Origin of the sequence: Inquilinus limosus DSM 16000 (assembly GCF_000423185.1) — a bacterium.
GTDB lineage: Bacteria > Pseudomonadota > Alphaproteobacteria > DSM-16000 > Inquilinaceae > Inquilinus > Inquilinus limosus.
The window spans coordinates 268,262-290,104 of record NZ_AUHM01000006.1 but is presented as its reverse complement, the minus strand read 5'-3'; the positions used below and the strand labels follow the sequence as shown (position 1 = coordinate 290,104).

18 protein-coding genes are annotated in these 21,843 nt (G+C 70.7%); 4 read left to right on the top strand and 14 right to left on the bottom strand.

Annotation, left to right across the window (positions count from 1 at the left end; translation table 11 throughout):
- Nucleotides 1–6 precede the first annotated feature (6 nt).
- Nucleotides 7–876, top strand: coding sequence for an SDR family NAD(P)-dependent oxidoreductase (locus G537_RS0110505; RefSeq protein WP_051248274.1), 870 nt, complete (start codon nucleotides 7–9; stop codon nucleotides 874–876).
- A gap of 3 nt (nucleotides 877–879) precedes the next feature.
- Here the strand turns inward: G537_RS0110505 and G537_RS0110500 are convergent, their stop codons facing one another.
- Genes G537_RS0110500 through G537_RS0110485 form a run of 4 tightly spaced genes read right to left on the bottom strand, consistent with a single transcriptional unit; the run spans nucleotide 880 to nucleotide 4,967 of the window.
- Nucleotides 880–1,644, bottom strand: coding sequence for an SDR family oxidoreductase (locus tag G537_RS0110500; protein WP_026870091.1), 765 nt, complete (start codon nucleotides 1,642–1,644; stop codon nucleotides 880–882).
- Nucleotides 1,644–2,927, bottom strand: a complete 1,284-nt coding sequence (locus G537_RS0110495) for an aspartate aminotransferase family protein (protein WP_026870090.1) — start codon at nucleotides 2,925–2,927, stop codon at nucleotides 1,644–1,646. Before G537_RS0110495 ends, G537_RS0110500 begins: the two co-directional genes overlap by 1 nt.
- Nucleotides 2,920–3,936 (bottom strand): phosphotransferase, encoded by a 1,017-nt coding sequence (locus G537_RS37315; RefSeq protein ID WP_051248273.1) that lies wholly within the window; start codon nucleotides 3,934–3,936, stop codon nucleotides 2,920–2,922. The genes G537_RS0110495 and G537_RS37315 overlap by 8 nt, the downstream gene beginning before the upstream one ends.
- The gene (locus tag G537_RS0110485) at nucleotides 3,936–4,967 is read right to left on the bottom strand and encodes a histone deacetylase family protein (protein ID WP_026870089.1); all 1,032 of its coding nucleotides are present in this window, start codon (nucleotides 4,965–4,967) and stop codon (nucleotides 3,936–3,938) included. The genes G537_RS37315 and G537_RS0110485 overlap by 1 nt, the downstream gene beginning before the upstream one ends.
- 108 nt (nucleotides 4,968–5,075) lie before the next feature.
- Between G537_RS0110485 and G537_RS0110480 the strand changes: the two genes are divergently transcribed.
- Nucleotides 5,076–5,792 (top strand): GntR family transcriptional regulator, encoded by a 717-nt coding sequence (locus G537_RS0110480; protein WP_051248272.1) that lies wholly within the window; start codon nucleotides 5,076–5,078, stop codon nucleotides 5,790–5,792.
- Here G537_RS0110480 and G537_RS0110475 read toward each other — a convergent pair.
- The 9 genes from G537_RS0110475 to G537_RS0110435 all read right to left on the bottom strand — a co-directional run bounded on the left by G537_RS0110475 (nucleotide 5,780) and on the right by G537_RS0110435 (nucleotide 15,852).
- Nucleotides 5,780–6,556 carry a class II aldolase/adducin family protein gene (locus G537_RS0110475; protein WP_155888569.1) on the bottom strand — a complete coding sequence of 259 codons (777 nt, stop codon included), beginning with the start codon at nucleotides 6,554–6,556 and terminating at the stop codon, nucleotides 5,780–5,782. The two genes, G537_RS0110480 and G537_RS0110475, sit on opposite strands and share 13 nt — an antisense overlap.
- A 12-nt stretch (nucleotides 6,557–6,568) precedes the next feature.
- Entirely contained in the window at nucleotides 6,569–7,501 is a 933-nt protein-coding gene (locus G537_RS0110470) for a 2-hydroxyacid dehydrogenase (RefSeq protein WP_051248271.1), read from the bottom strand.
- Entirely contained in the window at nucleotides 7,498–9,114 is a 1,617-nt protein-coding gene (locus tag G537_RS0110465) for an ABC transporter ATP-binding protein (RefSeq protein WP_026870085.1), read from the bottom strand. Before G537_RS0110465 ends, G537_RS0110470 begins: the two co-directional genes overlap by 4 nt.
- Entirely contained in the window at nucleotides 9,111–9,944 is an 834-nt protein-coding gene (locus tag G537_RS0110460; protein WP_034851242.1) for an ABC transporter permease, read from the bottom strand. The genes G537_RS0110465 and G537_RS0110460 overlap by 4 nt, the downstream gene beginning before the upstream one ends.
- The gene (locus G537_RS0110455) at nucleotides 9,944–10,921 is read right to left on the bottom strand and encodes an ABC transporter permease (RefSeq protein ID WP_026870083.1); all 978 of its coding nucleotides are present in this window, start codon (nucleotides 10,919–10,921) and stop codon (nucleotides 9,944–9,946) included. The genes G537_RS0110460 and G537_RS0110455 overlap by 1 nt, the downstream gene beginning before the upstream one ends.
- A 2-nt stretch (nucleotides 10,922–10,923) precedes the next feature.
- Nucleotides 10,924–12,516: an ABC transporter substrate-binding protein gene (locus G537_RS0110450; protein ID WP_034851240.1), complete on the bottom strand. Its 1,593-nt coding sequence runs from the start codon at nucleotides 12,514–12,516 to the stop codon at nucleotides 10,924–10,926.
- Between the two features lie 223 nt (nucleotides 12,517–12,739).
- Nucleotides 12,740–14,038: an MFS transporter gene (locus G537_RS37310; RefSeq protein WP_034851238.1), complete on the bottom strand. Its 1,299-nt coding sequence runs from the start codon at nucleotides 14,036–14,038 to the stop codon at nucleotides 12,740–12,742.
- 39 nt (nucleotides 14,039–14,077) lie between these two features.
- Nucleotides 14,078–14,281: a DUF2783 domain-containing protein gene (locus tag G537_RS37305; protein ID WP_034851236.1), complete on the bottom strand. Its 204-nt coding sequence runs from the start codon at nucleotides 14,279–14,281 to the stop codon at nucleotides 14,078–14,080.
- Nucleotides 14,278–15,852 carry an FAD-dependent oxidoreductase gene (locus G537_RS0110435; RefSeq protein ID WP_026870081.1) on the bottom strand — a complete coding sequence of 525 codons (1,575 nt, stop codon included), beginning with the start codon at nucleotides 15,850–15,852 and terminating at the stop codon, nucleotides 14,278–14,280. The genes G537_RS37305 and G537_RS0110435 overlap by 4 nt, the downstream gene beginning before the upstream one ends.
- Nucleotides 15,853–15,993: 141 nt before the next feature.
- Between G537_RS0110435 and G537_RS0110430 the strand changes: the two genes are divergently transcribed.
- Together G537_RS0110430 and G537_RS0110425 are read left to right on the top strand one after the other, a co-directional pair.
- Nucleotides 15,994–16,944: an MBL fold metallo-hydrolase gene (locus tag G537_RS0110430; protein ID WP_026870080.1), complete on the top strand. Its 951-nt coding sequence runs from the start codon at nucleotides 15,994–15,996 to the stop codon at nucleotides 16,942–16,944.
- Nucleotides 16,945–17,002: 58 nt separating this feature from the next.
- Entirely contained in the window at nucleotides 17,003–17,782 is a 780-nt protein-coding gene (locus tag G537_RS0110425) for a helix-turn-helix transcriptional regulator (RefSeq protein WP_026870079.1), read from the top strand.
- 18 nt (nucleotides 17,783–17,800) lie between these two features.
- On the opposite strand, the gene G537_RS37300 is transcribed toward G537_RS0110425, so the two are convergent.
- Nucleotides 17,801–21,829: a beta strand repeat-containing protein gene (locus G537_RS37300; protein WP_051248270.1), complete on the bottom strand. Its 4,029-nt coding sequence runs from the start codon at nucleotides 21,827–21,829 to the stop codon at nucleotides 17,801–17,803.
- Between the last annotated feature and the right edge of the window lie 14 nt (nucleotides 21,830–21,843).

Below are 21,843 nucleotides of genomic sequence, written 5' to 3'. Positions count from 1 at the left end.
GACACCATGGCCCAGGAAGAGACCTTCGATCCGGCCGCGGCCGGGCTGCCGCGCCGCGTCGTCCTGGCGGGCGCGATCGCCGCCGGCGGGGCCGTCCTTCCAGCCGCGGCCGCGGTCGCCCAGACGCCCGGCCTGCTGGCCGGGAAGGTGGCGATCGTCACCGGCGCGACCTCGGGGATCGGGGCGGCGACCGCGGCCGCCCTGGCGCGGGCCGGCGCCAAGGTCGCGTTCAACGGCCGGCGCGAGGCGCTGGGCCGCGAGGTCGAGGCGCGCATCCGCCGGGACGGCGGCGACGTCGTCTACACTCGGACCGATGTCCGCGACGCGGCGCAGATGGAGCGGTTCGTCGCCGACACGGTTGAACGCTGGGGCCGGCTCGACATCGCCTTCAACAATGCCGGGATCGATCTGCCGCCGGCGCCGATCGCCGACACCGACATCGCCGGCTTCGACGACCAGGTCGCGACCAATCTCCGCGGCGTCTTCGTCTCGATGAAATACGAGCTGCCGCATCTGGTGCGGGCCAAGGGCGCCATGATCAACACGGCGTCGATCGGCGGCCGCCACGCCTTCCCGAACATCGTCGCCTACGGCGCCACCAAGGCCGCGGTGATCCACATGACCCGCGCCGCGGCCCAGGAATACGGCCGCGACGTGCGCATCAACGCGATCGCCCCGGGCCCGATCGAGACGCCGATGCTGGAGCGGGTGCGGCGCGACTGGAAGGTGACGACCGAGCAGCTGGTCGCGCCCTATCCGATGCGCCGGGCCGGCACACCCGAGGAGGTGGCGGCGGTGGTGGTCTTCCTCGCCAGCGACGCCGCCTCCTATGTCAGCGGCCACGTCATCGGCATCGACGGCGGCGATCTGGCGTGATCCCTAGACCGAAGCCAGCAGGCCGCCATCGACATAGATGATCTGGCCGTTGACGAAGTCGGAGGCGGCGGAGGCCAGGAACACGGCGGCGCCACCCAGCTCGTCCGGCTTGCCCCAGCGCGCCGCCGGGGTGCGGCGCTTGACGAAGGCGTCGAACTCCGGGTCGTCCATCAGCGCGCGATTCAGCTCGGTCGCGAAATAGCCGGGGCCGATGCCGTTTACCTGGACGTTGTGGCGGGCGAACTCGACCGCCAGGTTGCGGGTCAGCATCCTCAGCGCACCCTTGGCCGAGGCGTAGGGGGCGATGGTCGGCCGGCCCAGCTCGCTCATCAGCGAGCAGATGTTGATGATCTTGCCGGCCTGGCGCTCGACCATCCCCGGCAGCACGGCGCGGGCGGCGACGACGCTGCCGATCAGATGCACGTCGAGGATCATCCGCCAGTCCTCGATCGCGAAGTCCAGGAACGGCTTGCGCAGCTGGATGCCGGCATTGTTGACCAGGATGTCGATCGCCCCGACCGTCTGCACCGCCTGCCCGATCGCGGCGGAAGCGGCCTCGGCGTCGGTCAGGTCGAAGCGGGCCGGATGGGCGTCGATGCCCTCGTCGCGCAGCTTGGCGACCGCCTCGGCCAGGAGGCCGTCGTCGCGGCCGTTCAGGATCACCGTCGCACCGTGGCGGCCGAGCGCGGCGGCGACCGAGAAGCCCAGCCCCCGGGAAGAGCCGGTGACCAGCGCCCGCTTGCCGGTCAGGTCGAACAAGGTACTCATCACGACGTCTCCTGATCGTGGAGGGTGCGGTCCAGCGCGTCGACCAGCATCTCGGCATGCTCGCGGCCGAAGACCAGCGGCGGGCGCAGCTTCAGCACGTTGCCGTGCCGGCCGCAACTGCTGACCAGCACCCGCCGCCGGCGCAGCCCGTTCACCACGCGCGCCGCCAGTGTGCCGTCGGGCTCGCGCGTCGCCCGGTCCCGCACCAACTCGACCCCGACGAACAGCCCAGCGCCGCGCACGTCGCCGATGGCCGCGTGCCGGTTGGCCAGGGCCCGCAGCGCCTCCTGCAGGAAGGCGCCGGTGTCCCGGGCGTTGGCGATCAGCCCCTCCTCCTCGATCACATCCAGCACCGCCATGCCGACCGCGGCCGAGACCGGGTTGCCGCCGAAGGTGTTGAAATAGCGGGTGCGGCGGCCGAACTCCGCCAGGATCTCCGGCCGCGCCGCCATGCCCGCGATCGGATGGCCGTCGCCCATCGGCTTGCCCATGGTCACCATGTCCGGGACGATGCCGTGCCGGGCGAAGCCCCACATGCCGTCGCCGGTGCGGCCGAAGCCGGGCTGCACCTCGTCGGCGATGACCAGCCCGCCCGCCGCCCGCATCGCCGCCGCGGCCGGGGCCAGGAAGCCGGGCGGGTCGGCGAAGACGCCGTCGCTGGAGAAGATGGTGTCGACCAGCAGCGCCGCCGGCGTGATGCCGTGTCTTCGCATATCCTCGATCGCGGCCGTCACCCGGGCGGCGAAGGCCCGGCCGACATCGCTTTCGCCGCGGTAGCCGTCCGGCGCCGCGACCAGGCGGACATGGTCGCCGATGCGGACCGCGCTGCCGAGCGAGGGCGACATCTCCGCCAACGCCACGGTGACGCCGTGATAGGCCCAGTCGGTGACGATCACGCCGGTGCTGCCGGTGACGGCGCGGGCGACCCGGAGGGCCAGGTCGTTCGCCTCGCTGCCGGTGCAGGTGAACATCACATGCCCGATCTCCGGCGGGAAGGTCGCCAGCAGCCGCTCGGCATAGTCGAGCACGCCTTCGCCGAGATATCGGGTGTGAGTGTTCAACACCGCCGCCTGCCGCGCCAGGGCGGCGACGACATGCGGATGGCAGTGCCCGACCGAGGCGACGTTGTTGTAGGCGTCGAGATAGCGCCCGCCGTCGGGGTCGTAGAGCCAGACGCCCTCGCCCCGCACGACATGCAGCGGCTCCTCGTAGAACAGGCGGTAGGCCGGACCCAGCAGCCGGTCACGGCGGGCGCGCAGGGCGGCGGTACGGGGATCAGACATGGGCGGCCTCTTCCCGGCAGATCCGGTGCAGGCGGTCGGCGGCCACCTGCCGGTCGAGGTCGGCCAGGCGCCGCAGCCGCGACCAGGCCGCCTCGTTGTTGCGCAGGATGTAGTCCCGGTTCTCCGGATGGCGGCGCGCGCGCCAGGCGCCGATGACCACGATCATCACCAGCCGGGTCGCCATCAGATCGCAGAGCAGGTCGATCTCCCCCGGCCGCAGCGGCAGCGCGGCGTGGTAGCCGGCGATCAGCTCGGCCGCCGGACCGAGCGGATCGTCGCCGTCCGAGAGGTGATAGGCGGCGGCGACGGCGACGTCGCTGGCCAGCACGGTCCGCACCGCATCGCCGAAATCGATCAGGCCGGCGATGGTGTCGGGGTCGGCCGGATCGATCAGGATGTTGCTGGGGTTCGCGTCGGCGTGGATCACCTGCCGGCGCAGCCCCGGCAGTGCCGGCACCACCACCCGCTCGAACCGGTCGAGGCCGGATGCGGCCAGGGCGCGGCGGTCCGCATCCGCGATCTCGCCCAAGAGATCGCGCAGCCGCGCCGCGCGGGCCATGTCCCAGATCAGCCCATGCGCCTCGGCCGGGTGGCGGAATTCGGCCAGCCCGGCGGCGACGCGGCCGACCAGCCCGCCGATCCGCCAGCGCTGCCGCGGCGACCGCGCGGCGACCGTCGCCAGCGGCGTTCCGTCCAGGAAGGACAGGAGCCGGGCGACTCCCGGCGTCCCGCAGCTGTCCGGCTCGATCTCGACCGTCCCATCCCATGCCGGCAGGATGCGCGGCACCGGCAGGGCCGGATCCGTCCGCTCCAGATGCAGCAGTAGCTCGGTCTGGAAGTTTGTGACCTGCCGGTCCTCGGCCGGGTCGGCGATCTTCAGCAGCACGCGCCGGCCGGCGGCGGTCTCGATCCGGAAGTTCTGGTCCCGCTCGCTGCTCAGGGGATAGGCGCGCCCTTCGATCCCGTAGCGGTCTCGCACCAGCCGCTCGGCGTCCTCCGGCGAGAGCATCAGCCGGAGAAGCCGTCGAAGAAGCGCGTCAGCAGCCGGCCGAGGACGTCGACGGCGTAGCCGCCCTCCTGGATGATCGCCGCCGGCTTGCCCAGCGCCGCGATCTTCTCGCCCGCCCGGGCGAAGCCGTCCTCGGTCACCTGAAGCGCCGCCAGCGGCTCGTCCTTCGAGGCGTCGAAGCCGAGGCTGACCACCACCGCGTCGACCCCGGCTTGGCTGATGGCCGCAAGCGCCTGGTCGACGGCGGCGAGCCAGCCCTCGTCGCCGGTGCCAAGGGCGAGCGGCAGGTTGAGGTTGCTGCCCTCCCCCGCCCCGGCCCCGGTCTCGCCGGCATGGCCGACATACCAGGGGTAATAGCGGTTCGGGTCGCCATGGATCGAGGCGGTGAAGACGTCCGCCCGCTCCCAGAAGATGCCCTGTGTGCCGTTGCCGTGATGGGCGTCGATGTCGAGCACGGCGACACGCGCGGCGCCGCGGTCGCGCAGCCGCTGCGCCGCCAGCGCCGCGTTGTTCAGATAGCAGTGGCCGCCGGCCCGGGCCGCGTAGGTGTGGTGCCCGGGCGGCCGCGCCAGCGCATAGGCGGCGCGCCTGGACGCTGCCTCGTCCGCCGCGGCGACGGCGCAGGCCGCGGCGGCGACGGACGCCGTCCAGGTCTGCGGCCCGATCGGGCAGGAGGTATCGGCAGTGTACCAGCCGAGCCGGCCGACGATGGTGCCGGACGGCCTGGCGCCCTGGGCCAGCATCTCCGGGCTCGGATGGATGTTCGGCACCAGCTCGGGCCCATGATCGGGCAGCGCCGCCCAGTCCGCCCAGGCGCCTTCCAGGAAGTCGAGATAATCCGCCGCGTGGACCGACTGCAGCACAGCGCGGTCGGCCTGCGGCGGCTCGACGACCTCGAGCCCCATCTCATGCACCGCGGCCAGCAGCGCCTCGGCCCGGGCCGGCACCTCGAAATTCCGGCGCAGCTGCCCCCGCTGCAGGAAGAACTGCGGCGCGTGGCTGCGCTGGATGTCGTTCCAGAAGACCTTCATCTCATCGTCCCATCATCGAAGCGCGTCGGGCCGCCGGGCCGGCCTCGACCAGCGCCGAGTCACTGATGTATGATGCATCATCGAGACCCTTCGCACCATCCCCGCGGCATGGACAGCACGACGCCCCCGACGACCGAAAAGACCCGCCCGGTACCTGGCCTGGCCGCAATCGACCACGAGAACCTGGGCGACATCGTCTACGGCAAGCTGAGCGCGGCGCTGATGGAAGGCGCCTTGCGCCCGGGGGAGCGGCTGCGGATCCGTGACCTGGCGCAGTTGATGGGCACCAGCGTCACCCCGGTGCGCGACGCCATCCTGCGGCTGGTGCAGGAGCAGGTGCTGACCCTGCGCAGCCTGCGCGACATCCGCGTGCCGTCCCTGACCCTGGAGCAGTATCTCGAGATCCGCGACATCCGGATCGAGCTGGAGGGGCTGGCGGCGGAGCGGGCGGCAGCGCGGGCCACGGCGAAGGACCTGAAGCTGCTGGAGCGGCTGATCCGCCAGAACGAGGCGGCCATCCGCAAGAGCGACACCCTCGGCGCCATCGCTTTGAACGAGCAGTTCCACCTGGCGCTGCCGGCGATCGCCGGGCTGCCGACCCTGGCCGGCATCCTGAAGCCGCTGTGGATGCGGATGGGGCCGCTGATCTCCGAGCTCTACGAGGCCGGCGGCCGGTCGATGATCGAGCATCACTACCCCGTCCTGGAGGCGATCCGCGCCGGCGACGGCCCGGCGGCGCGGCGGGCGATCGCGCAGGACATCCTGAAGGGCGGCGAGGTCATCCTGCAGCGCAAGCTGCTGGAGGCCTCGTCTCACGACCAGTAAGGCGGTTTCCCGTCCTCGACCAGGACCAGCGCGGCCTTCCACCCCTTTTCGCAATGCTCCAGCGTGGCGCCGCGGCGGAACTGCTCGGCGGTGTGCAGGCGCACCTCCTCCGGCGGCAGCACCAGCTCCGCCCCGCCGGCCAGGGCCTGGATCTGCGCCTGGCAGGCGCGCTCCAGATAGTAGATCTGGTTGAACGCCTCCGGAATCGTGCGCCCGGCGACCAGCAGCCCGTGGTTGCGCAGGATCATCGCCTGGCGGTCGCCGAGGTCGTGCACCAGCCGCTCGCGCTCGTCGAGATCGAGGGCGATGCCCTCATAGCCGTGATAGGCGAGGCGGCCGTAGAACTTCAGCGCGTGCTGGCTGATCGGCAGCAGCCCGTGCTTCTGCGCCGAGACGGCGATGCCGGCGGCGGTGTGGGTGTGGACGACGCAGGTCAGGTCGTGACGGGCGGCGTGGATCGCCGAATGGATGGTGAAGCCTGCGGCGTTCACCTCCTGGTCCATTGCCGCGCCGACGCCGCCGACCACCCGGCCATCGAGGTCGATCTTGACCAGGTCGCTGGCGCGCATGCAGTCGAACAGCACGCCGTAGCGGTTGATCAGGAAATGGTCCTCCGGCCCCGGCACCCGCGCGCTGATATGGGTGTAGATCAGGTCCGTCATCCGGAAATGCGCGACCAGCCGGTACAGCGCCGCGAGATCGCAGCGCGTCTTCCACTCCGCCTCGCTCATGCCGGCCGGCACCGTGCCCATGCGTCCGTCCATCCGGGCCTCCTCTCAATAGCCTCGTTCGCGTTCGACCAGCCCGATCAGCGGCTGCTGACCGATGGCGCGGCGCCAGTTCTCCGCCGCCTGGCGGGCGATGTCGCACCGGCCGGTGCGCGACGCCATGTGCGGCGTCACCACCACCGCCGGATGCCGCCAGGCGGGATGGTCCGGCGGCAGCGGCTCGATCTCGAAGACATCGAGCACGGCGCCGCGCAGATGCCCCTCGTCGAGCAGGCCGAGCAGGTCGTCCAGCACCAGCTGCTCGCCACGGCCGACATTGACGAAGGCGGCGCCGGGCTTCATCCGAGCCAGCACTCTGCGGTCGAACAGGCGCCGCGTCTCCGCCGTCAGCGGCAGGATCGACACCACCACGTCGCAGGCCTCGATGCAGGGCACCAGCCCGTCCGGGCCGGCGAAGCACTCCACGCCCTCGACCTGCTTCGGGCCGCGCGACCAGCCGCGCACGCGGTAGCCGAGATCGCGCAGCGCCGCGGCGACGCCGAGGCCGATGGCGCCGAGCCCGAGCACCCCAACGGTCCAGTCGCCGGCCGGGATCGGCGCCCGCGCCTCCCACAACCGCTGCTCGCGCTGGCGGGCGGCGAAGTCGAAGTCGCGATGGAAATACAGCACCGACCACAGGACGTATTCGCGGATCCCGGCGGCCATGGCGCCATCGATCATCCGGCACAGCGGCCGGTCGGGCAGGTCCGGGTCGGCGGTGATGTGGTCGACCCCGGCGCCGATCGAATGGATCAGCCTGAGGCGCGGCATGCCGGCCAGCACGCCGGCCGGCGGCCGCCAGCAGATCGCCATCTCCACCGCCTGCGGATCGACATCCGGCCACAGCCGGACATCGGCGCCCGGCAGGGCGGCCTGCATCGGCTCGACCAGATAGCCGAGGTCGAGGGTGGTGGAGAGCAAGAGGACCGTGGGCGCGCTCATGCCGCCGGCTCCATCGCCAAAGCCGGCGGCGTCCAGTGCCGGCCCGGGATGCTGTCCAGCAGCTCGCGCGTGTAGTCATGGGCCGGGGCGGCGAAGACCGCGGCGGTTTCGCCCTGCTCCACGATCTCGCCGCGGCGCATCACCGCGATTTGGTCGCAGATCTGCGCCGCGACCCGCAGGTCGTGGGTGATGAACAGCATCGACAGGCCGAGGCGCCGGCGCAGGTCGCGCAGCAGATCCAGCACCTGCGCCTGGACCGAGACGTCGAGGGCCGAGACCGGCTCGTCCGCGATCAGCAGCTCCGGCTTCATCGCCAGCGCCCGGGCGATGCCGATGCGCTGGCGCTGGCCACCCGAGAATTCGTGCGGATAGCGGCCGGCAGCGGCGCGATCCAGCCGCACGAGGTCGAGCAGCTCCAGCGCCTCCGCCTCGGCCTGGGCCCGCGGGACGCCATGGGCGATCGGCCCCTCGGTGATGATCTCACCCACCCGTCGCCGCGGGTTGAGCGAGGCGAAGGGGTCCTGGAACACCATCTGGATGCGCTTGCGGTAGGGCCGCCAGCCGGACCGCGACAGGGGCCGCAGGTTGGCGCCGTCGAAGACGATGCTGCCGTCGTCCGGGCGCACCAGGCGGACCAACGTCCGGGCCAGGGTCGACTTGCCCGACCCGCTCTCGCCGACCAGCCCCAGCGTTTCGCCGCGCCGGATCTCGATCGTGGCGCTGTCGATCGCCGTCGTCGCCGGCCGCCGGAACAGGCCGTGCGAGCGGTAGGTCTTGCGGATGTCCCGCGCCGCGACCAGCACCTGCCGCCCGTCGGCCATCCCGTCGCCCTGCGCCCTTCCCTCGAAGCGGGGCACGGCGCGGATCAGGGCGCGGGTGTAGGGGTGGGCGGGTGCGTTCAGCACCTCCTGCGCCGGCCCGGTCTCGACGATGCGGCCGTGCTGCATCACCGCGACGCGATCGGCGATCTCGGCGACCACGCCGAAATCATGGGTGATGAAGATCACCCCCATGCCGCGCCGGCGCTGGATCGACCGGATCAGGCGCAGGATCTGCATCTGGGTGGTGACGTCAAGCGCCGTCGTCGGCTCGTCCGCGATCAGCATCGCCGGCTCCAGCGCCAGGGCCATGGCGATCATCACGCGCTGGCGCTGCCCGCCGGACAGCTGGTGCGGGTAGGACCGGGCGATCCGCGCCGGGTCGGGCAGCCCCACCGCCTCGATCAGCTCGGCCACCCGATTGCCGGGGCGCACGCCATGGACCTGCATCACCTCGGCGATCTGGTCGGCGACCCGCATCAGCGGGTTCAGCGCGGTCATCGGCTCCTGGAAGATCATGCCGATGCGGGCGCCGCGCAGGGCGCGCAGCTGCTCCGGTTTCATCGCCAGCAGGTCGCGGCCCTCGAACAGGATGCGGCCGGACCGGACCGGCAGCTGCTTCGGCAGCAGGCCGGTAACCGCGGCGGTGGCGACCGACTTGCCCGACCCGCTCTCGCCGACGATGCACAGGATCTCGCCGGCCTCCAAAGTCAGCGACACGTCGGAGACGGCGTTCGGCCGGTCGCCGCCGGGCGGCAGGGCGACGGTGAGGCCGGAGATCTCGAGCAGGCTCATCGCTGGGTCCTCGCCAGGCGCGGGTTCAGGGCGTCGCTGAGCCCCTCGCCAACCAGGTTGAGCGACAGCACCGTCAGGAAGATCGCGACGCCGGGGAAGACGCTCATCCACCAGGCCAGGCGGATGACGCTGCGGCCGCTGCCGATCATGAAGCCCCAGGACATCAGGTTCGGGTCGCCGAGGCCGAGAAAGGACAGCGAGGATTCGAGCAGGATCGCGGTCGCCACCATCAGGCTGGCCAGCACCACCACCGAGGAGGCGACGTTGGGCAGGATCTCGCGCAGGATGATGGCGGCGTGCGACCGGCCCAGCACCTCCGCCGCCTGGACGAATTCGCGGCTGCGCAGCGACAGGCATTCGGCCCTGACGACGCGCGCCACCGGCGGCCAGGAGACGATGGCGATCGCGGCCACGATCGACCCCAGGCTGGGCGTCAGGATCGCGACCACCACGACGGCCAGGACGAAGCCGGGCACGGTCTGGAAGATCTCGGTGAAGCGCATGATCAGGTCGTCGACCCGCCCGCCGGCATAGCCGGCCAGCGCGCCGAGCAGCACGCCGATGCCGACCGCGGCCAGGGTCGAGACCACGCCGATCAGCATCGAGACCGAGGCGCCGTAGGCGATGCCGGCGGCGACGTCGCGCCCGAGCGAGTCGGTGCCGAGCAGGAACTGCTCCTCGCCCGGCGGGGTGAAGGGCGCACCCTGCATGTCCCAGGGCGAGAACGGGAACAGCACCGGCGCCAGCGCGGCGAGGAGGCCGAGCGCGAGGAGGAAGAGGAGGCCGATGACGGCGCCCTTGTTGCGCAGGAAGGCCCGGGCGAACGCCATCACACCGCCTCCACCCGCGGATCGATCACGAGGTACAAGAGGTCGGTCACGAGGTTGAACAGCACCACCAGCACCGAGGTGCAGAGAAAGACACCGAGCAGCAGCTGGTAGTCGCGCGCCATCAGCGCGTCGAAGGCCAAGCGGCCGATGCCGGGCCAGGCGAAGACGGTCTCGACCAGCACGGCGCCGCCGACCAGCTGCCCGGCCTGGATGCCGGCCAGGGTGACGATCGGCAGCAGCGCGTTGCGCAGCACGTGCCGACGCAAGATCCGCCCTTCCGGCACGCCTTTGGCCCGGGCGGTGCGGATATGGTCCTGGTCCGCCACCTCCAGCATCGAGGCGCGGGTCATGCGGGCATAGACCGCCATGTAGAACAGGCCGAGCGTCACCGCCGGCAGGGTCAGATACCACAGCGTGTCGAGCACCGCGGCGAGGCCGGTGAGGTCGGCGCCGACGGTGGAGCTGCCGAAGCTGGGCAGCCAGTTCAGCCAGACGCTGAACACCAGCACCAGCATCAGCCCGACCCAGAAGATCGGGGTGGCGTAGAAGCACAGGGCGACGACCGTGACCACGCTGTCGAGCCAGCGCCCGGCATGCCGCGCCGCGACCACGCCCGCGATCACCCCGGCCAGCAGCGCCAGGAGGAAGGCGGTGCCGGTCAGCAGCAGGGTCGCCGGCAGCCGCTCCAGGATCAGCGAGGCGACGCTGCGCTGCTGCGGATAGGAAAAGCCGAGGTCGAACTGCGCCACATGGCCGAGATAGATGCCGAGCTGGGTGATCAGCGGCTTGTCGAGGCCGAATTGCTGCCGCAACTGGTCGACCAGCTGCTGGTCCGCCGCTCCGGACTGGCCGGCGATGACGCTGGCCGGGTCGCCGGGGGCGGCATGGATCAGGAGGAAGCTGACGATCGCGACCGCCAGCACGACCAGCACCATCTTGACGAGGCGCCGGCCGAGCAGGATCAGGATCCGCGCCATGCTCAGGCGATGAACACGTCGTCGAAACAGGCGTGGACGCCGGTTCCGGTGGTGATCAGGTTGGTCACCCGGCGGTCATGGATGGTCGGAAAACTCATCTCCATCAGCCAGACGACCGGCACCTCCTCGGTCAGGATCTTCTGCACCTCGTAGCAGGCCTTCTTCCGCTTCTCGGGGTCGCCGGACAGGCGGGCGGTCTCGAACAGCTTGTCGACCGCCGGGTTGGAGTAGCCTTCGGTGTTGGCGAAGGTCACCTTCTTGATGTTGCTGCTGACATAGGTGCGCTCGACCCCCAGCGTCGGGTCGCCGTATTGGTAGACGAAGTTGATCGCGGTCTCATAGTCCCAGTCGCCGACCCGCTTGGCCCAGCTGCCGGCGTCGGTCGTCTCCAGCACCACCTGGATGCCGACCTTGCCGAGCGAGGCGCGGATGTATTCCGACAGGCGCGACCAGATCTCGCCATAGGGAATGGCGAGATGCTTGATGGTGAAGCGGACGCCGTTGGCGTCGGGCTTCAGCCCGGCGTCGTCGAGCAGCTTCGCCGCCGCCTCGAGATCGTAAGCCTGCAGCTTCGCGTCCGGGTCATGGTAGCGAGTGGCCGAGGCGACCGGGCTGGTCGCCGGCTTGCCGACGCCGAACCACAGCCGCTTGACGATGAAGTCGCGATCGATCGCATGGCTGATCGCCTGGCGCACGCGGACATCATCGAGCGGCTTCACCCGGTTGTTGAGCTCGAGCCACATCAGCGGCGCGAAGTATTCCCAGCCCTTGGTCTCGACCATGACGTTGGGGTTCTGCTGGAACCGCGGCACGTCGAACGGCTCGATGTCGTTGAACTGGGTCATCTGGACCTGGCCGGTTTCCAGCGCCAGCGCCCGGCTCTGGCTGTCCGGCACGATCCGGTAGATCAGTTGGTCGAGATAGGGCTGCCCGGATTTCCAGTAATCGGCGAACTTCTTCAGCCGGATGAAGCTGCCGCGCTGCCAGGCGTCGAAGGCGAAGGGCCCGGTGCCGACCGGTTTCTGGTTCGCCGGGTTGTTGCGGTAATCCGTGCCGTCATAGAGGTGCTTCGGCACGATCGCGCAGGTGGTCACGTCGAACATCAGGAGGAACGGCTCGAAGGGCGAGTCGAGCGTCAGCTTCACGGTGTTCGGGTCCGGCGCCTCCGCCGCCTTGATCTTCGAGAACACGCCGCGGGCGCGCGGCGCCAGCTCCATGTGGAACTTCATGATCGAGAAGATCACGTCGTCGGCCGTCATCGGCTTGCCGTCGTGGAACTTCACGTTCGGCTGCAGGTGGAAGGTGTAGGTCAGCTTGTCGTCCGACAGCTCCCAGCTCTTCGCCAGGGCCGGCTGGGGAGTCAGGTCGGGGGCGTAGCCGATCAGCCCCTGATAGATCTTGCTGGTGACGATCAGGGTCGGCCCCTGATTGTTCACGCCCGGAATCAGGATCGGCGGCTCCGGCGTGATCACGGTCGTGAGCGTGCCGCCGGATTTCGGCGCCACGCCCTGGGCCCGGGCCTCGGCGAGGCTCAGGAGCGAGAACGCCCCGGCGGTGGCGAGCAGATCCCGCCGCGTCAGGCCATGGATGTCCATTCTTCGATCGCCTCCCCTGCTGCTGGCTGGCCGGCCGGTCAGTCTCCGCCGTCCCGATCCGGCTTCTGCAAAACCCGTGCCATTTGGCGCATCATGTTTGATGCATCATAATTGGACGGTCAAGGGCCGTGGAGGGCGGATGCGGACCGGGGCCGGCTGGATCGATCCGGGGCGGTCTGCCCAGGATTTGATCAGGCCGGCCCCGGCCGGGACTGCGTGCGCGCTACTCCAGATCCACCGCGTAGCGCCGATGGAACAGCCCGGTGAGGAAGGCGAAGGCGGCGACCGCAGCGAGGTACAGCCCGGGCGACGCCGGGTCGCCGGTGGCCGACAGGAGCCAGGTGGTGATCAGCGCGGACAGGCCGGCGAAGACCGCGGCGGCGATGTTGTAGGCCAGGGCGACGCCGCTGAACCGGACCTCGGTCGGGAACAGATCGGTCAGCAGGGCGCCGAAGGTGCCGTTGGCGAAGGCGCCGGCCAGCCCGACCGCGGCCAGCAGCAGGACGATATCGACGCTGTGCCCGATCATCGCCTGATAGGCCGGATAGGCGCCCAGCATGATGGCGGCGGCGCCGATGCGGTGGAGATAGCGCCGGGGCATCGTATCGCCGGCGAAGCCGATGACCGGGATGGCGAGGGATAGCAGGCCCACCGCGACATTCACCGCCAGCGAGGCGGTCGCCGGATCGTAGCCCGCGACCTTGGACAGATACGGCGCCAGCGCCACCATCACCAGGCCGTTATAGGCCTGGACCAGCGCGGCGATGCCGACGCCGACGACAAGCGGCCCGGGGAAGCGGCGGAAGATCTCCAGCGCCGGCAGCCGGGCCGGCCTCTGGCGCATGCTGCGAAAGGCCGGGGTCTCCTCCAGCGCCCGGCGCAGCAGGACGCTGATCGCGCCGAGCAGGCCGCCGATGCCGAAGGCGATGCGCCAGCCGTAGTCCTCCATCGCGGCTGGCGTCAGCATCCCGTGCAGCGCCGCGCTGATCGAGGTGCCGAGAAAGACGCCGGTGTTGGCGCAGAAGATGACGATGCCGCAGGCCAGGCCGGCCCGGCGCGGCGCCGTCTCGACGACATAGGTCAGGGCGCCGGGCAGCTCGCCGCCGACGCACAGCCCCTGGACGAAGCGCAGGGCGGTGAAGAGCAGCGGCGCCGCGAGGCCGATCGCGGCGTAGCCGGGCACCATCGCCATGGCGAGCGTGACGCCGGTCATGATCAGGAGCGACGCCATGAACGACCGGCGCCGGCCGGTGCGGTCGCCGACATGGCTGAACACCAGACCGCCCAGCGGGCGCGACAGGTAGCCGATGGCGAAGACGGCGAAGGCGCTGATCAGCGACACCAGCGGGTCGTGCGACGGGAAGAAGGTCGCGGCGATGTACTGGGCGAAGATGCCGTAGATGATGAAGTCGTAGAATTCGAGCCCGGCACCCAGGCTGGCCAGGACCACCACTCGCCAGTTGATCGCGCCCGCCTGCGGCGGCGCGACGGCTCGTCCCTGCACGTCCGATTGCAGCGTCATCTGCCCCTCCCTGGTGTCGTTGGTTGCCGCGCCTGCGGATCAGGCCGGCGGCCTGCGGGCGCGTTCGATGGCGGCGATCACCGCATCCGGGTCGCCGGCCAGATTGGCCAGGATCAGCACCAGCCGGGCGTTCAGCGCCGCGCTCTCGGCGAAGCCCAGCCTCTCATGCGCCCGCATCAGCGCGGCGTAGATGTCGTCGCCGCGCCCCGCCAGGCGGTCACGGCCGGGATCCTGCGTGGTCATGGCGTCTCTCCTTTGGCCCGGGCCAGCGCCGCCTGCACCTCCCCTGCTGAGGCGCCGGTCAGCCGGGCCGCGACATGCTGGTCCGGCCGGATCAGATACAGGCCCTCGCCGTAGCGCGCGGCGGCGAAGCCGTGCGGATCGCGGTCGGCGCCGACCCGCAGCATCGGCAGGCCGGTGCCCTCCGGCACCGCCGCCCCGCCCACCGCCAGCAGGCCGAAGCCTCCGCCCAGCCGGTTCAGCAGAAAATCGCCGCCATCCAGCAGGGCATCCGGGCACACCGCGCCCGGCGCCAGCAGACCCTCGGCGGCCTCCGCCGGCGTCTGCAGCGAGAGCCCGTCCAGCGCGCAGGGCAGCGACAGCCGCCCGGAATTGACCAGCCGGCGGGCGAAGTCGTGCTCCACGGCCAGGTCCAGCACCGCGGCGCGGAACACGCGCTCCATCTCGCTCTTCGGCGTCATGAAACGGGTCGCGCGCGCCGAATGCAGGATGTTCTCGTCCGCCGCCCGGATCCGCTCCTCGTCATAGGTGGCGAGCAGAGTGGCTGACGCCCCGCCCTGCAGCACCAGCGCCAGCTTCCAGGCCAGGTTGTCGGCATCCTGGATGCCCCCATTGCCGCCACGGGCGCCGAAGGGCGAGACCACGTGCGCGGCGTCGCCCAGGAAGATCACGCGGCCGTGTACGAAGCTTTCCAGCCGCCGGCACTGGAAGCTGTAGACCGACACCCAGTCGAGCTCGAAGGGCCGGTCGCCGACCATCGCCCGGATGCGCGGGATCACCCGTTCGGGCCTGCGCTCCTCCTCCGGGTCCGCCTCGGGGCCGAGCTGCAGGTCGATGCGATAGGTGTCGTCCGGCTGCTTGTGCAGCAGCGCCGACTGGCCTGGATGAAAGGGCGGCTCGAACCAGAACCAGCGTTCGGACGGGAACTCCGCCTTCATCTCGACATCGGCGATCAGGAAGCGCTCCTCGAAGGCCTGGCCGAGGAAGTCGAGCCCCAATTCGCGGCGCACGGTCGAGCGCGCCCCGTCGCAGGCCAGCAGGTAGTCTGCATCGATCGAATAGCCGCCGTCCGGCGCCTCCACCCGGACCCGGATGTGGTCGCCGCCCGGCTCGACAGCGGTGACGCGGTTCTTCCAGCGCAGGTCGATCAGCTTCGGGAATTCGGCGCAGCGCTCCACCAGATACTGCTCGACATAGTACTGCTGCAGGTTGATGAAGGCCGGCATCTTGTGCCCGGGCTCCGGCAGCAGGTCGAAGGCGTAGACCTCCCGGTCGCGGTGGAACAGCCGGCCGACCTTCCAGGTCACGCCCTTGGCGAGCATGCGGTCGCCGACGCCCAGCCGGTCGAAGATCTCCAGCGTGCGCTTGGACCAGCAGATGGCGCGGGAGCCGACGGAGACGACGTCGTTGTCGTCCAGCACCACGCTCGGCACGCCGTGCAGCGCCAGGTCGATCGCCGCCGCCAGCCCGACCGGGCCGGCACCGACGATGGCGACGGGGTAGCGCCCTGGGCCGCCGCCGGACAGCTCCGGCGGGGTGCGCGTCGCGAAGCGCTGAGTGGCGTATCGGGCCATAAGCCCCTCCCCTGCTCCGGCTCTCCTCGGCCGTTCGCCCAGGATGGTCCGGAGATCGAACCCCGTCTGTCCTCAGATCTGAGGACAGCGGAGACGGCGCCGCCGGCCTATGCTGACCGGAACAACGCGGGAGGACCGCCCATGACCAAGACCTTCGCCTCGGCCGGCGACCTCGCCGAGAAGTCGATCTCCTTCACCCAGCTCGGCGACGGGCTCTACGCCTTCACCGCCGAGGGCGATCCGAACACCGGCGTGATCATCGGCGACGACAGCGTCATGGTGGTCGACGCCCAGGCGACGCCGGTGATGGCGCGGAAGGTGATCGAGCGGATCCGCGGCGTCACCGACAAACCGATCAAATACGTCGTGCTGAGCCACTACCACGCGGTGCGGGTGCTCGGCGCCTCGGCCTACGGCGCCAGCGAGATCGTCGCCTCGGAGACCTGCCGGGCGATGATCCATGAGCGCGGCCAGGAGGACTGGGACTCCGAGTTCGGCCGCTTCCCGCGCCTGTTCCAGGCGGCGGAGTCGATCCCCGGCCTGACCTGGCCGACGGTGACCTTCAAGGACCGCATGACCATTCATCTCGGCCGCCGCCGGGTCGACCTGCTGCATCTCGGCCGCGCCCACACCGCCGGCGACATCGTCGCCTGGGTGCCGGATGCCGGGGTGATGTTCTCCGGCGACATCGTCGAATACCGCTCCGCCTGCTATTGCGGCGACGCCCACTTCAACGACTGGCCTGGGACGCTGGACGCCATCGCGGCCCTCGGGCCTGAGGCGCTGTCGCCCGGCCGCGGCGACGCCCTGGTCGGCACTGCCAAGGTGGCCGAGGCGCTGGAGCTGACCCGCGACTTCATCCTCAGCACCTACCGTCCCGTGGCCCGGGTGGCGGCACGCGGCGGCTCGCTGAAGGAGGCGTGGGAGGCCTGCCGGGCCGCCTGCGACCCGAAATTCGCCAGCTATGCCATCTACGAGCACTGCCTGCCCTTCAACGTCGCCCGCGCCTATGACGAGGCGCTGGGCATCGACACGCCGCGGATCTGGACCGCCGCGCGCGACCGGGAGATGTGGGCCGCCCTGCAGGGCTAGGCGCGATGTGCTAGGCTCCCACCCGGGATCGGGTGAAGTCACCCGCGAGGGAGGAGAGATGCAGCGGATCGAGGCCGAAGCGCCCGACGGGCTGTGGGATGTCGAACTCTACGCCGGCATCGTCGACGCTCTGGGCACGCCGGATTTCGGGCCGGTCGTGCTGGACGCCCTCGGTGCCGTGGCGGGGGTGGAGGAGATCTTCGCCTTCCATCGGGCGGAGGGCGGCGCGATGCCCTCGGTCATCCTCTCCGCCGGGGCCGAGCGCCAGGCCGGCGGACGGGCCGAAGCCTATCGCCGCCACTATTTCCGCTTGGATCCGCTGAACAGCGTGTTCCGGGCCGGCGGCGAGCGCGGCGGGCTGTGCCTGCGGGTGCGGCCGGACGACATCGCCGACCGCGACTACCGGCGCGACTGCTACGCCCGGCCCGGCTTCGCCGAGAAGCTGTCGATCCTGCGTCCCGGCCGCGGCGGCTGGATCACGCTCAGCCTGTTCCGCCATGGCGGAACAGGCGCCTTTTCCGACGGCGAGGCGCAGCATCTCCGCGCCCTCGGGCGGGTCCTGCTGCCGCTGATCGAGGCCCATGGCCGGACCTTGGGCGCCGACCGGCCGGGGCCGGGCTCAGCTGCCGCGGTCGAGGCACGGCTGCGCAGCCTCTGCCCGGCCCTGACCGAGCGCGAGCGCGCGGTCTGCGCCCGCACGGTGATCGGCATGACCGCCGAGGGCATCGGCCTCGACCTCGGCATCCGGCCGACCAGCGTGCTGACCTATCGCCGCCGGGCCTATGAACGCCTGGGCATCAGCACCGCCCTGCAGCTCGCCGCCCGGCTGTTCCACTGAGGCGTCCAGGCAGGGCGGCTACAGCACGAAATCCGCCGCGGTGAGGGCGTGGTCGGAGATGACGTTGATGGCAAAGTCCGGGACCTTGTCGCCGTTGACGTCGGCATAGACCACCTGCACTGATCCGGCGGTGACGATGCGGATCTCGCCGGCCTGGCGGGTGAAGTCGCCGGTGCCGAAGGTGAAGGCGGTGTCGCCATTGGCAGCGTTGCCGTCAGCGTCGATCGCCGACAGATCGATCCTGTCGCCAGCCGTGAAGTCGGCGATCGTGTCCTTGCCGAGGCCGGAGATCGCGCTGTCGGATACCGCCGCGTAGACGAAGCGGTCGCTGCCGGCGCCGCCCTTCAGCGCGTCGCCGCCGCCACCGCCGGTGAGCACGTCGTCGCCGGCCATGCCCCACAGGGTATTGGCGTTGGCATCGCCGGTCAGTGTGTCGGCGAAGCCCGAGCCCATGACTTGCTCGATGCCGCTGAACGTATCGCCCTGGGCGTCCCCGCCTGCGAGCGCTCCGGCCGCCAGGTTGACCGTCACCCCGGCGGCCGAGCTGGCATAGCTCGCCGTGTCGATCCCAGCCCCGCCGGCCAGCGCGTCGGCCCCGCCATTTCCTTCGAGCGTGTCGTTGCCGTCGCCGCCGTCGATCTCGTCGTCGCCGACGCCGCCATAAACGGCATCATGGCCGGTCCCGCCGAAGACCTGGTCGTTCTCGCTGCCGGCGTCGACCGAGTCGTTGCCGGTGCCACCATGGATGGTGTCGACCCCGGCGCCGCCGACGAGGCGATCGGCACCGTCACCACCATCGAGGCTGTCGTTGCCGCCCTCGCCTGACAGGGAATCATCGCCGCCGTTGCCCGCGATGCTGTCGTTGCCGTTCCCGCCGCCGATGATGTTGCGGACGTCGCTGCCGGTGAGCTGATCGTCGAGGCTCGACCCATACAGGTTCTCGATGCCGGTCAGGGTGTCGCCCTGGGCGTCGCCGCCGGAGGCGGTGCCGGCCAGCAAGTTGACCGTGACCGCCGCGACCGAACCCCGGTAGCTGGCGAAGTCCGACCCGGCCCCGCCGTCGAGAGCGTCGGCCCCGGCACCGCCATGCAGGGAGTCATCGCCCGCCGCGCCACTCAGCGCATTGGCGCCGCCATTGCCGAACAGCCGGTCGGCCAAGGCCGACCCGACGAGGTTCTCGATGCCGGACAGCGTGTCGCCCTCGGCGTCTCCGCCGGAGGCGGTGTTGGCGGCTAGGTCGATCGTGACGCCGACGGCCGAGGCATCGTAATAGACCGTGTCGACGCCCGCGCCGCCGTTGATGGCGTCGGCGCCGCTATAGGCGTTGATCAGGTCGTTGCCGTTGCCACCGCTGACGACGTCGTTCCCCGCGCCGGAACGGAGCGTGTCGTCGCCGTCGCCGCCGGTGAGCGAATTGGCGCCGTCGTCGCCGATGAGCATGTCGTTGAAGGCCGAGCCGACGAGGTTCTCGATGCCCGACAGCGTGTCGCCCTGGGCGTCACCGCCCGCGCCGGTGCCGCTGGCCAGATTGACGGTCACCCCGACGGTCGAGTTGTTGTACCAGGCCGTGTCGATGCCGGCGCCGCCGATCAGGGCGTCCGCACCGGCTTCCCCGGCCATAGCATCATTGCCGGCGCCGCCGTCGATCCTGTTGGCGCCGGCATTGCCGATCAGGTTGTCGGCAAGGCCGGAGCCGACGACGTTCTCGATCCCGCTCAGCGTGTCGCCCTGGGCGTCGCCGCCCGCGCCGGTGCCGCTCCGGAGGTCGATCGAGACGGCGACAGTCGAGTTGTTGTACCAGGCCGTGTCGACGCCGTCGCCGCCGATCAGGGCATCAGCACCGGCCTCTCCGGCCATGGCGTCGTTCCCGGCGCCGCCCTCGATTCGGTTCTTGTCGGCATTGCCGATCAGGTTGTCGGCGAGGTCGGAGCCGATGACATTCTCGATGCTGGTCAGCGTGTCGCCCTGGGCGTCGCCGCCGGAGGCGCCGCCATTGCGCAGGTCGATCGAGACGGCGGCGGCGGACCCGGCATAGCTCGCTGTGTCATTGCCGGCGCCGCCGTTGAGGGCGTCGGCCCCGGCGCCACCGCGGAGCGTGTCGTCGCCACCGCCGCCGGCAAGCGAATTGGCGCCGCCGTCCCCGATCAGGGTGTCGTTGAAGGCCGAGCCGATGAGGTTCTCGACGCCCGACAGCGTGTCGCCCTGGGCATCGCCGCCCGCGCCGGTGCCGGTGGCCAGGTTGATGAGCACCCCGACGGTCGAGCTGTCGTAATAGACCGTATCGATGCCCGCGCCGCCGTTGATGGCGTCGGTGCCGCTATAAGCGTTGATCGCGTCGTTGCCATTGCCGCCGCTGATGACGTCGTTCCCCGCGCCGGAGCGGATCGTGTCGTTACCGTCGCCGCCGCTGAGCGAGTTGGCGCCGGCGTCACCGATCAGGGTATCGTTGAAGGCCGAGCCGACGACGTTCTCGATGTTCTGGAAGGTGTCGCCCTGGGCGTCGCCGCCGAAGCCCTGGCCGGTGGCCAGGTCAACGGTCACCGCCGCGGTGTCGTAATAGACCGTATCGATGCCCGCGCCGCCATTGATGACATCGGCACCGCCATAGCTGGCGATCTGGTCGTCGCCGGCGCCGCCGTCGATGGCGTTGGCCCCGGCATCGCCGCGGAGGGTGTCGGCGAAGGCCGAGCCGATCAGGTTCTCGATGCCGGTCAGCGTATCGCCCTGGGCGTCGCCACCCGAATTCCCGCCGAAGGTGAGGTCGGCGGTGATCCCGGCGTTCGACTGGGCATAGCTCGCCGTGTCGGTGCCGGCGCCGCCGTTCAGCGTGTCTGCCCCGGCGCCGCCATCGAGCAGATCGTTGCCGTTGCCGCCGTCCAGCACGTTGACCACGCCGTTGCCGAACAGGATGTCGTTGAAGGCCGAGCCGGTGGCGTTCTCGATATTGGTCAGCGTGTCGCCCTGGGCGATGTTGCCCAGGCCGCTGCCGAGGGCCAGGTTGACGGCGACCCCGCCGGTCGCCTGGGCATAGGTCACTTGGTCGGTGCCGTTGCCGCCGTCCAGGCTATCGGCCCCGGCGCCGCCGTCGAGCAGGTCGTTGCCCTCATAGCCGAAGAGGCTGTTGACCACGGCGCTGCCGGTCAGAACGTCGGCGAAGCCCGAGCCGTTGACGTTCTCGATGTCGATCAGCGTGTCGCCCTGGGCCTCGCCGCCGGATGCGGCCCCGGTGGCCAGGTTGATGGCCACTGCGGCGCCGGAACCGTAGTAGTTGATGCTGTCGACCCCGGCACCGCCGTTCAGCACATCGCCGAACTGGCCGCCTTCGAGAACGTCGCTGCCGGCCCCGCCGTTCAGCGTGTCGGCGCCGCCGGTGACGACCATGCCGGCGAAGTTGTCGCCGTACAGGGCATCGTCGCCATTGGCGCCGTTGAGCGTGTCGGCGCCGTCGAACCCAGCCAGGCCGGTGCCGATGTTCAGGTTGGCGGTCTGGATGTCGTTGAAGCCGGTGCCCAGGACCAGCTCGAAGCCGGAGAAGGTGCAGCCCGCGGTCCCGCCCTGCCCGACCCCGGTGGTCAGGTTGACGTCGATAGCCGCACCGTAGACGCGGCCATCGAGGATGTCGTAGCCGTCGCCGGCGATCATCGTGTCGGCACCGCCGCTGAGCTGGATGTAGTCGTTGCCGCCGGCGGTATCGATCACGTTGTTTCCGCCGTCGCCGGCGATCTGGTCGCCGAAGGCGGTGCCGATCACATTCTCGAAGCCGCTCATGATGTCGCCCACGGCTTCGCCCGCGGCGCCGAAGGCGTTCAAGGCCAGCCCGACGCCCGCGGTGGCATTGGCGAAGCTGAGCGTGTCGATGCCGTCGCCGCCATTCATGGTGTCGGCGCCCAGGCCGCCCTGGATGGTGTCGTTGCCGCCGAGGCCGTTCAGCGTGTCATCGCCGGCGCTGCCATTGATGATGTCGATGCCGTCCGGGTTGGCCGCATTGCCCGGGTCGGTCCCGGTGAGGGTGTCGTTGCCGGGGGTGCCGTTGAGGGTCTGGGTCACGGAACGTCCTCCAC

Coding starts and splice junctions, on each gene's coding strand:
- G537_RS0110505 (WP_051248274.1), top strand. CDS start 7: ATGGCCCAGGAAGAGACCTTCGATCCGGCCGCGGCCGGGCTGCCGCGC.
- G537_RS0110500 (WP_026870091.1), bottom strand. CDS start 1,644: ATGAGTACCTTGTTCGACCTGACCGGCAAGCGGGCGCTGGTCACCGGC.
- G537_RS0110495 (WP_026870090.1), bottom strand. CDS start 2,927: ATGTCTGATCCCCGTACCGCCGCCCTGCGCGCCCGCCGTGACCGGCTG.
- G537_RS37315 (WP_051248273.1), bottom strand. CDS start 3,936: ATGCTCTCGCCGGAGGACGCCGAGCGGCTGGTGCGAGACCGCTACGGG.
- G537_RS0110485 (WP_026870089.1), bottom strand. CDS start 4,967: ATGAAGGTCTTCTGGAACGACATCCAGCGCAGCCACGCGCCGCAGTTC.
- G537_RS0110480 (WP_051248272.1), top strand. CDS start 5,076: ATGGACAGCACGACGCCCCCGACGACCGAAAAGACCCGCCCGGTACCT.
- G537_RS0110475 (WP_155888569.1), bottom strand. CDS start 6,556: ATGGACGGACGCATGGGCACGGTGCCGGCCGGCATGAGCGAGGCGGAG.
- G537_RS0110470 (WP_051248271.1), bottom strand. CDS start 7,501: ATGAGCGCGCCCACGGTCCTCTTGCTCTCCACCACCCTCGACCTCGGC.
- G537_RS0110465 (WP_026870085.1), bottom strand. CDS start 9,114: ATGAGCCTGCTCGAGATCTCCGGCCTCACCGTCGCCCTGCCGCCCGGC.
- G537_RS0110460 (WP_034851242.1), bottom strand. CDS start 9,944: ATGGCGTTCGCCCGGGCCTTCCTGCGCAACAAGGGCGCCGTCATCGGC.
- G537_RS0110455 (WP_026870083.1), bottom strand. CDS start 10,921: ATGGCGCGGATCCTGATCCTGCTCGGCCGGCGCCTCGTCAAGATGGTG.
- G537_RS0110450 (WP_034851240.1), bottom strand. CDS start 12,516: ATGGACATCCATGGCCTGACGCGGCGGGATCTGCTCGCCACCGCCGGG.
- G537_RS37310 (WP_034851238.1), bottom strand. CDS start 14,038: ATGACGCTGCAATCGGACGTGCAGGGACGAGCCGTCGCGCCGCCGCAG.
- G537_RS37305 (WP_034851236.1), bottom strand. CDS start 14,281: ATGACCACGCAGGATCCCGGCCGTGACCGCCTGGCGGGGCGCGGCGAC.
- G537_RS0110435 (WP_026870081.1), bottom strand. CDS start 15,852: ATGGCCCGATACGCCACTCAGCGCTTCGCGACGCGCACCCCGCCGGAG.
- G537_RS0110430 (WP_026870080.1), top strand. CDS start 15,994: ATGACCAAGACCTTCGCCTCGGCCGGCGACCTCGCCGAGAAGTCGATC.
- G537_RS0110425 (WP_026870079.1), top strand. CDS start 17,003: ATGCAGCGGATCGAGGCCGAAGCGCCCGACGGGCTGTGGGATGTCGAA.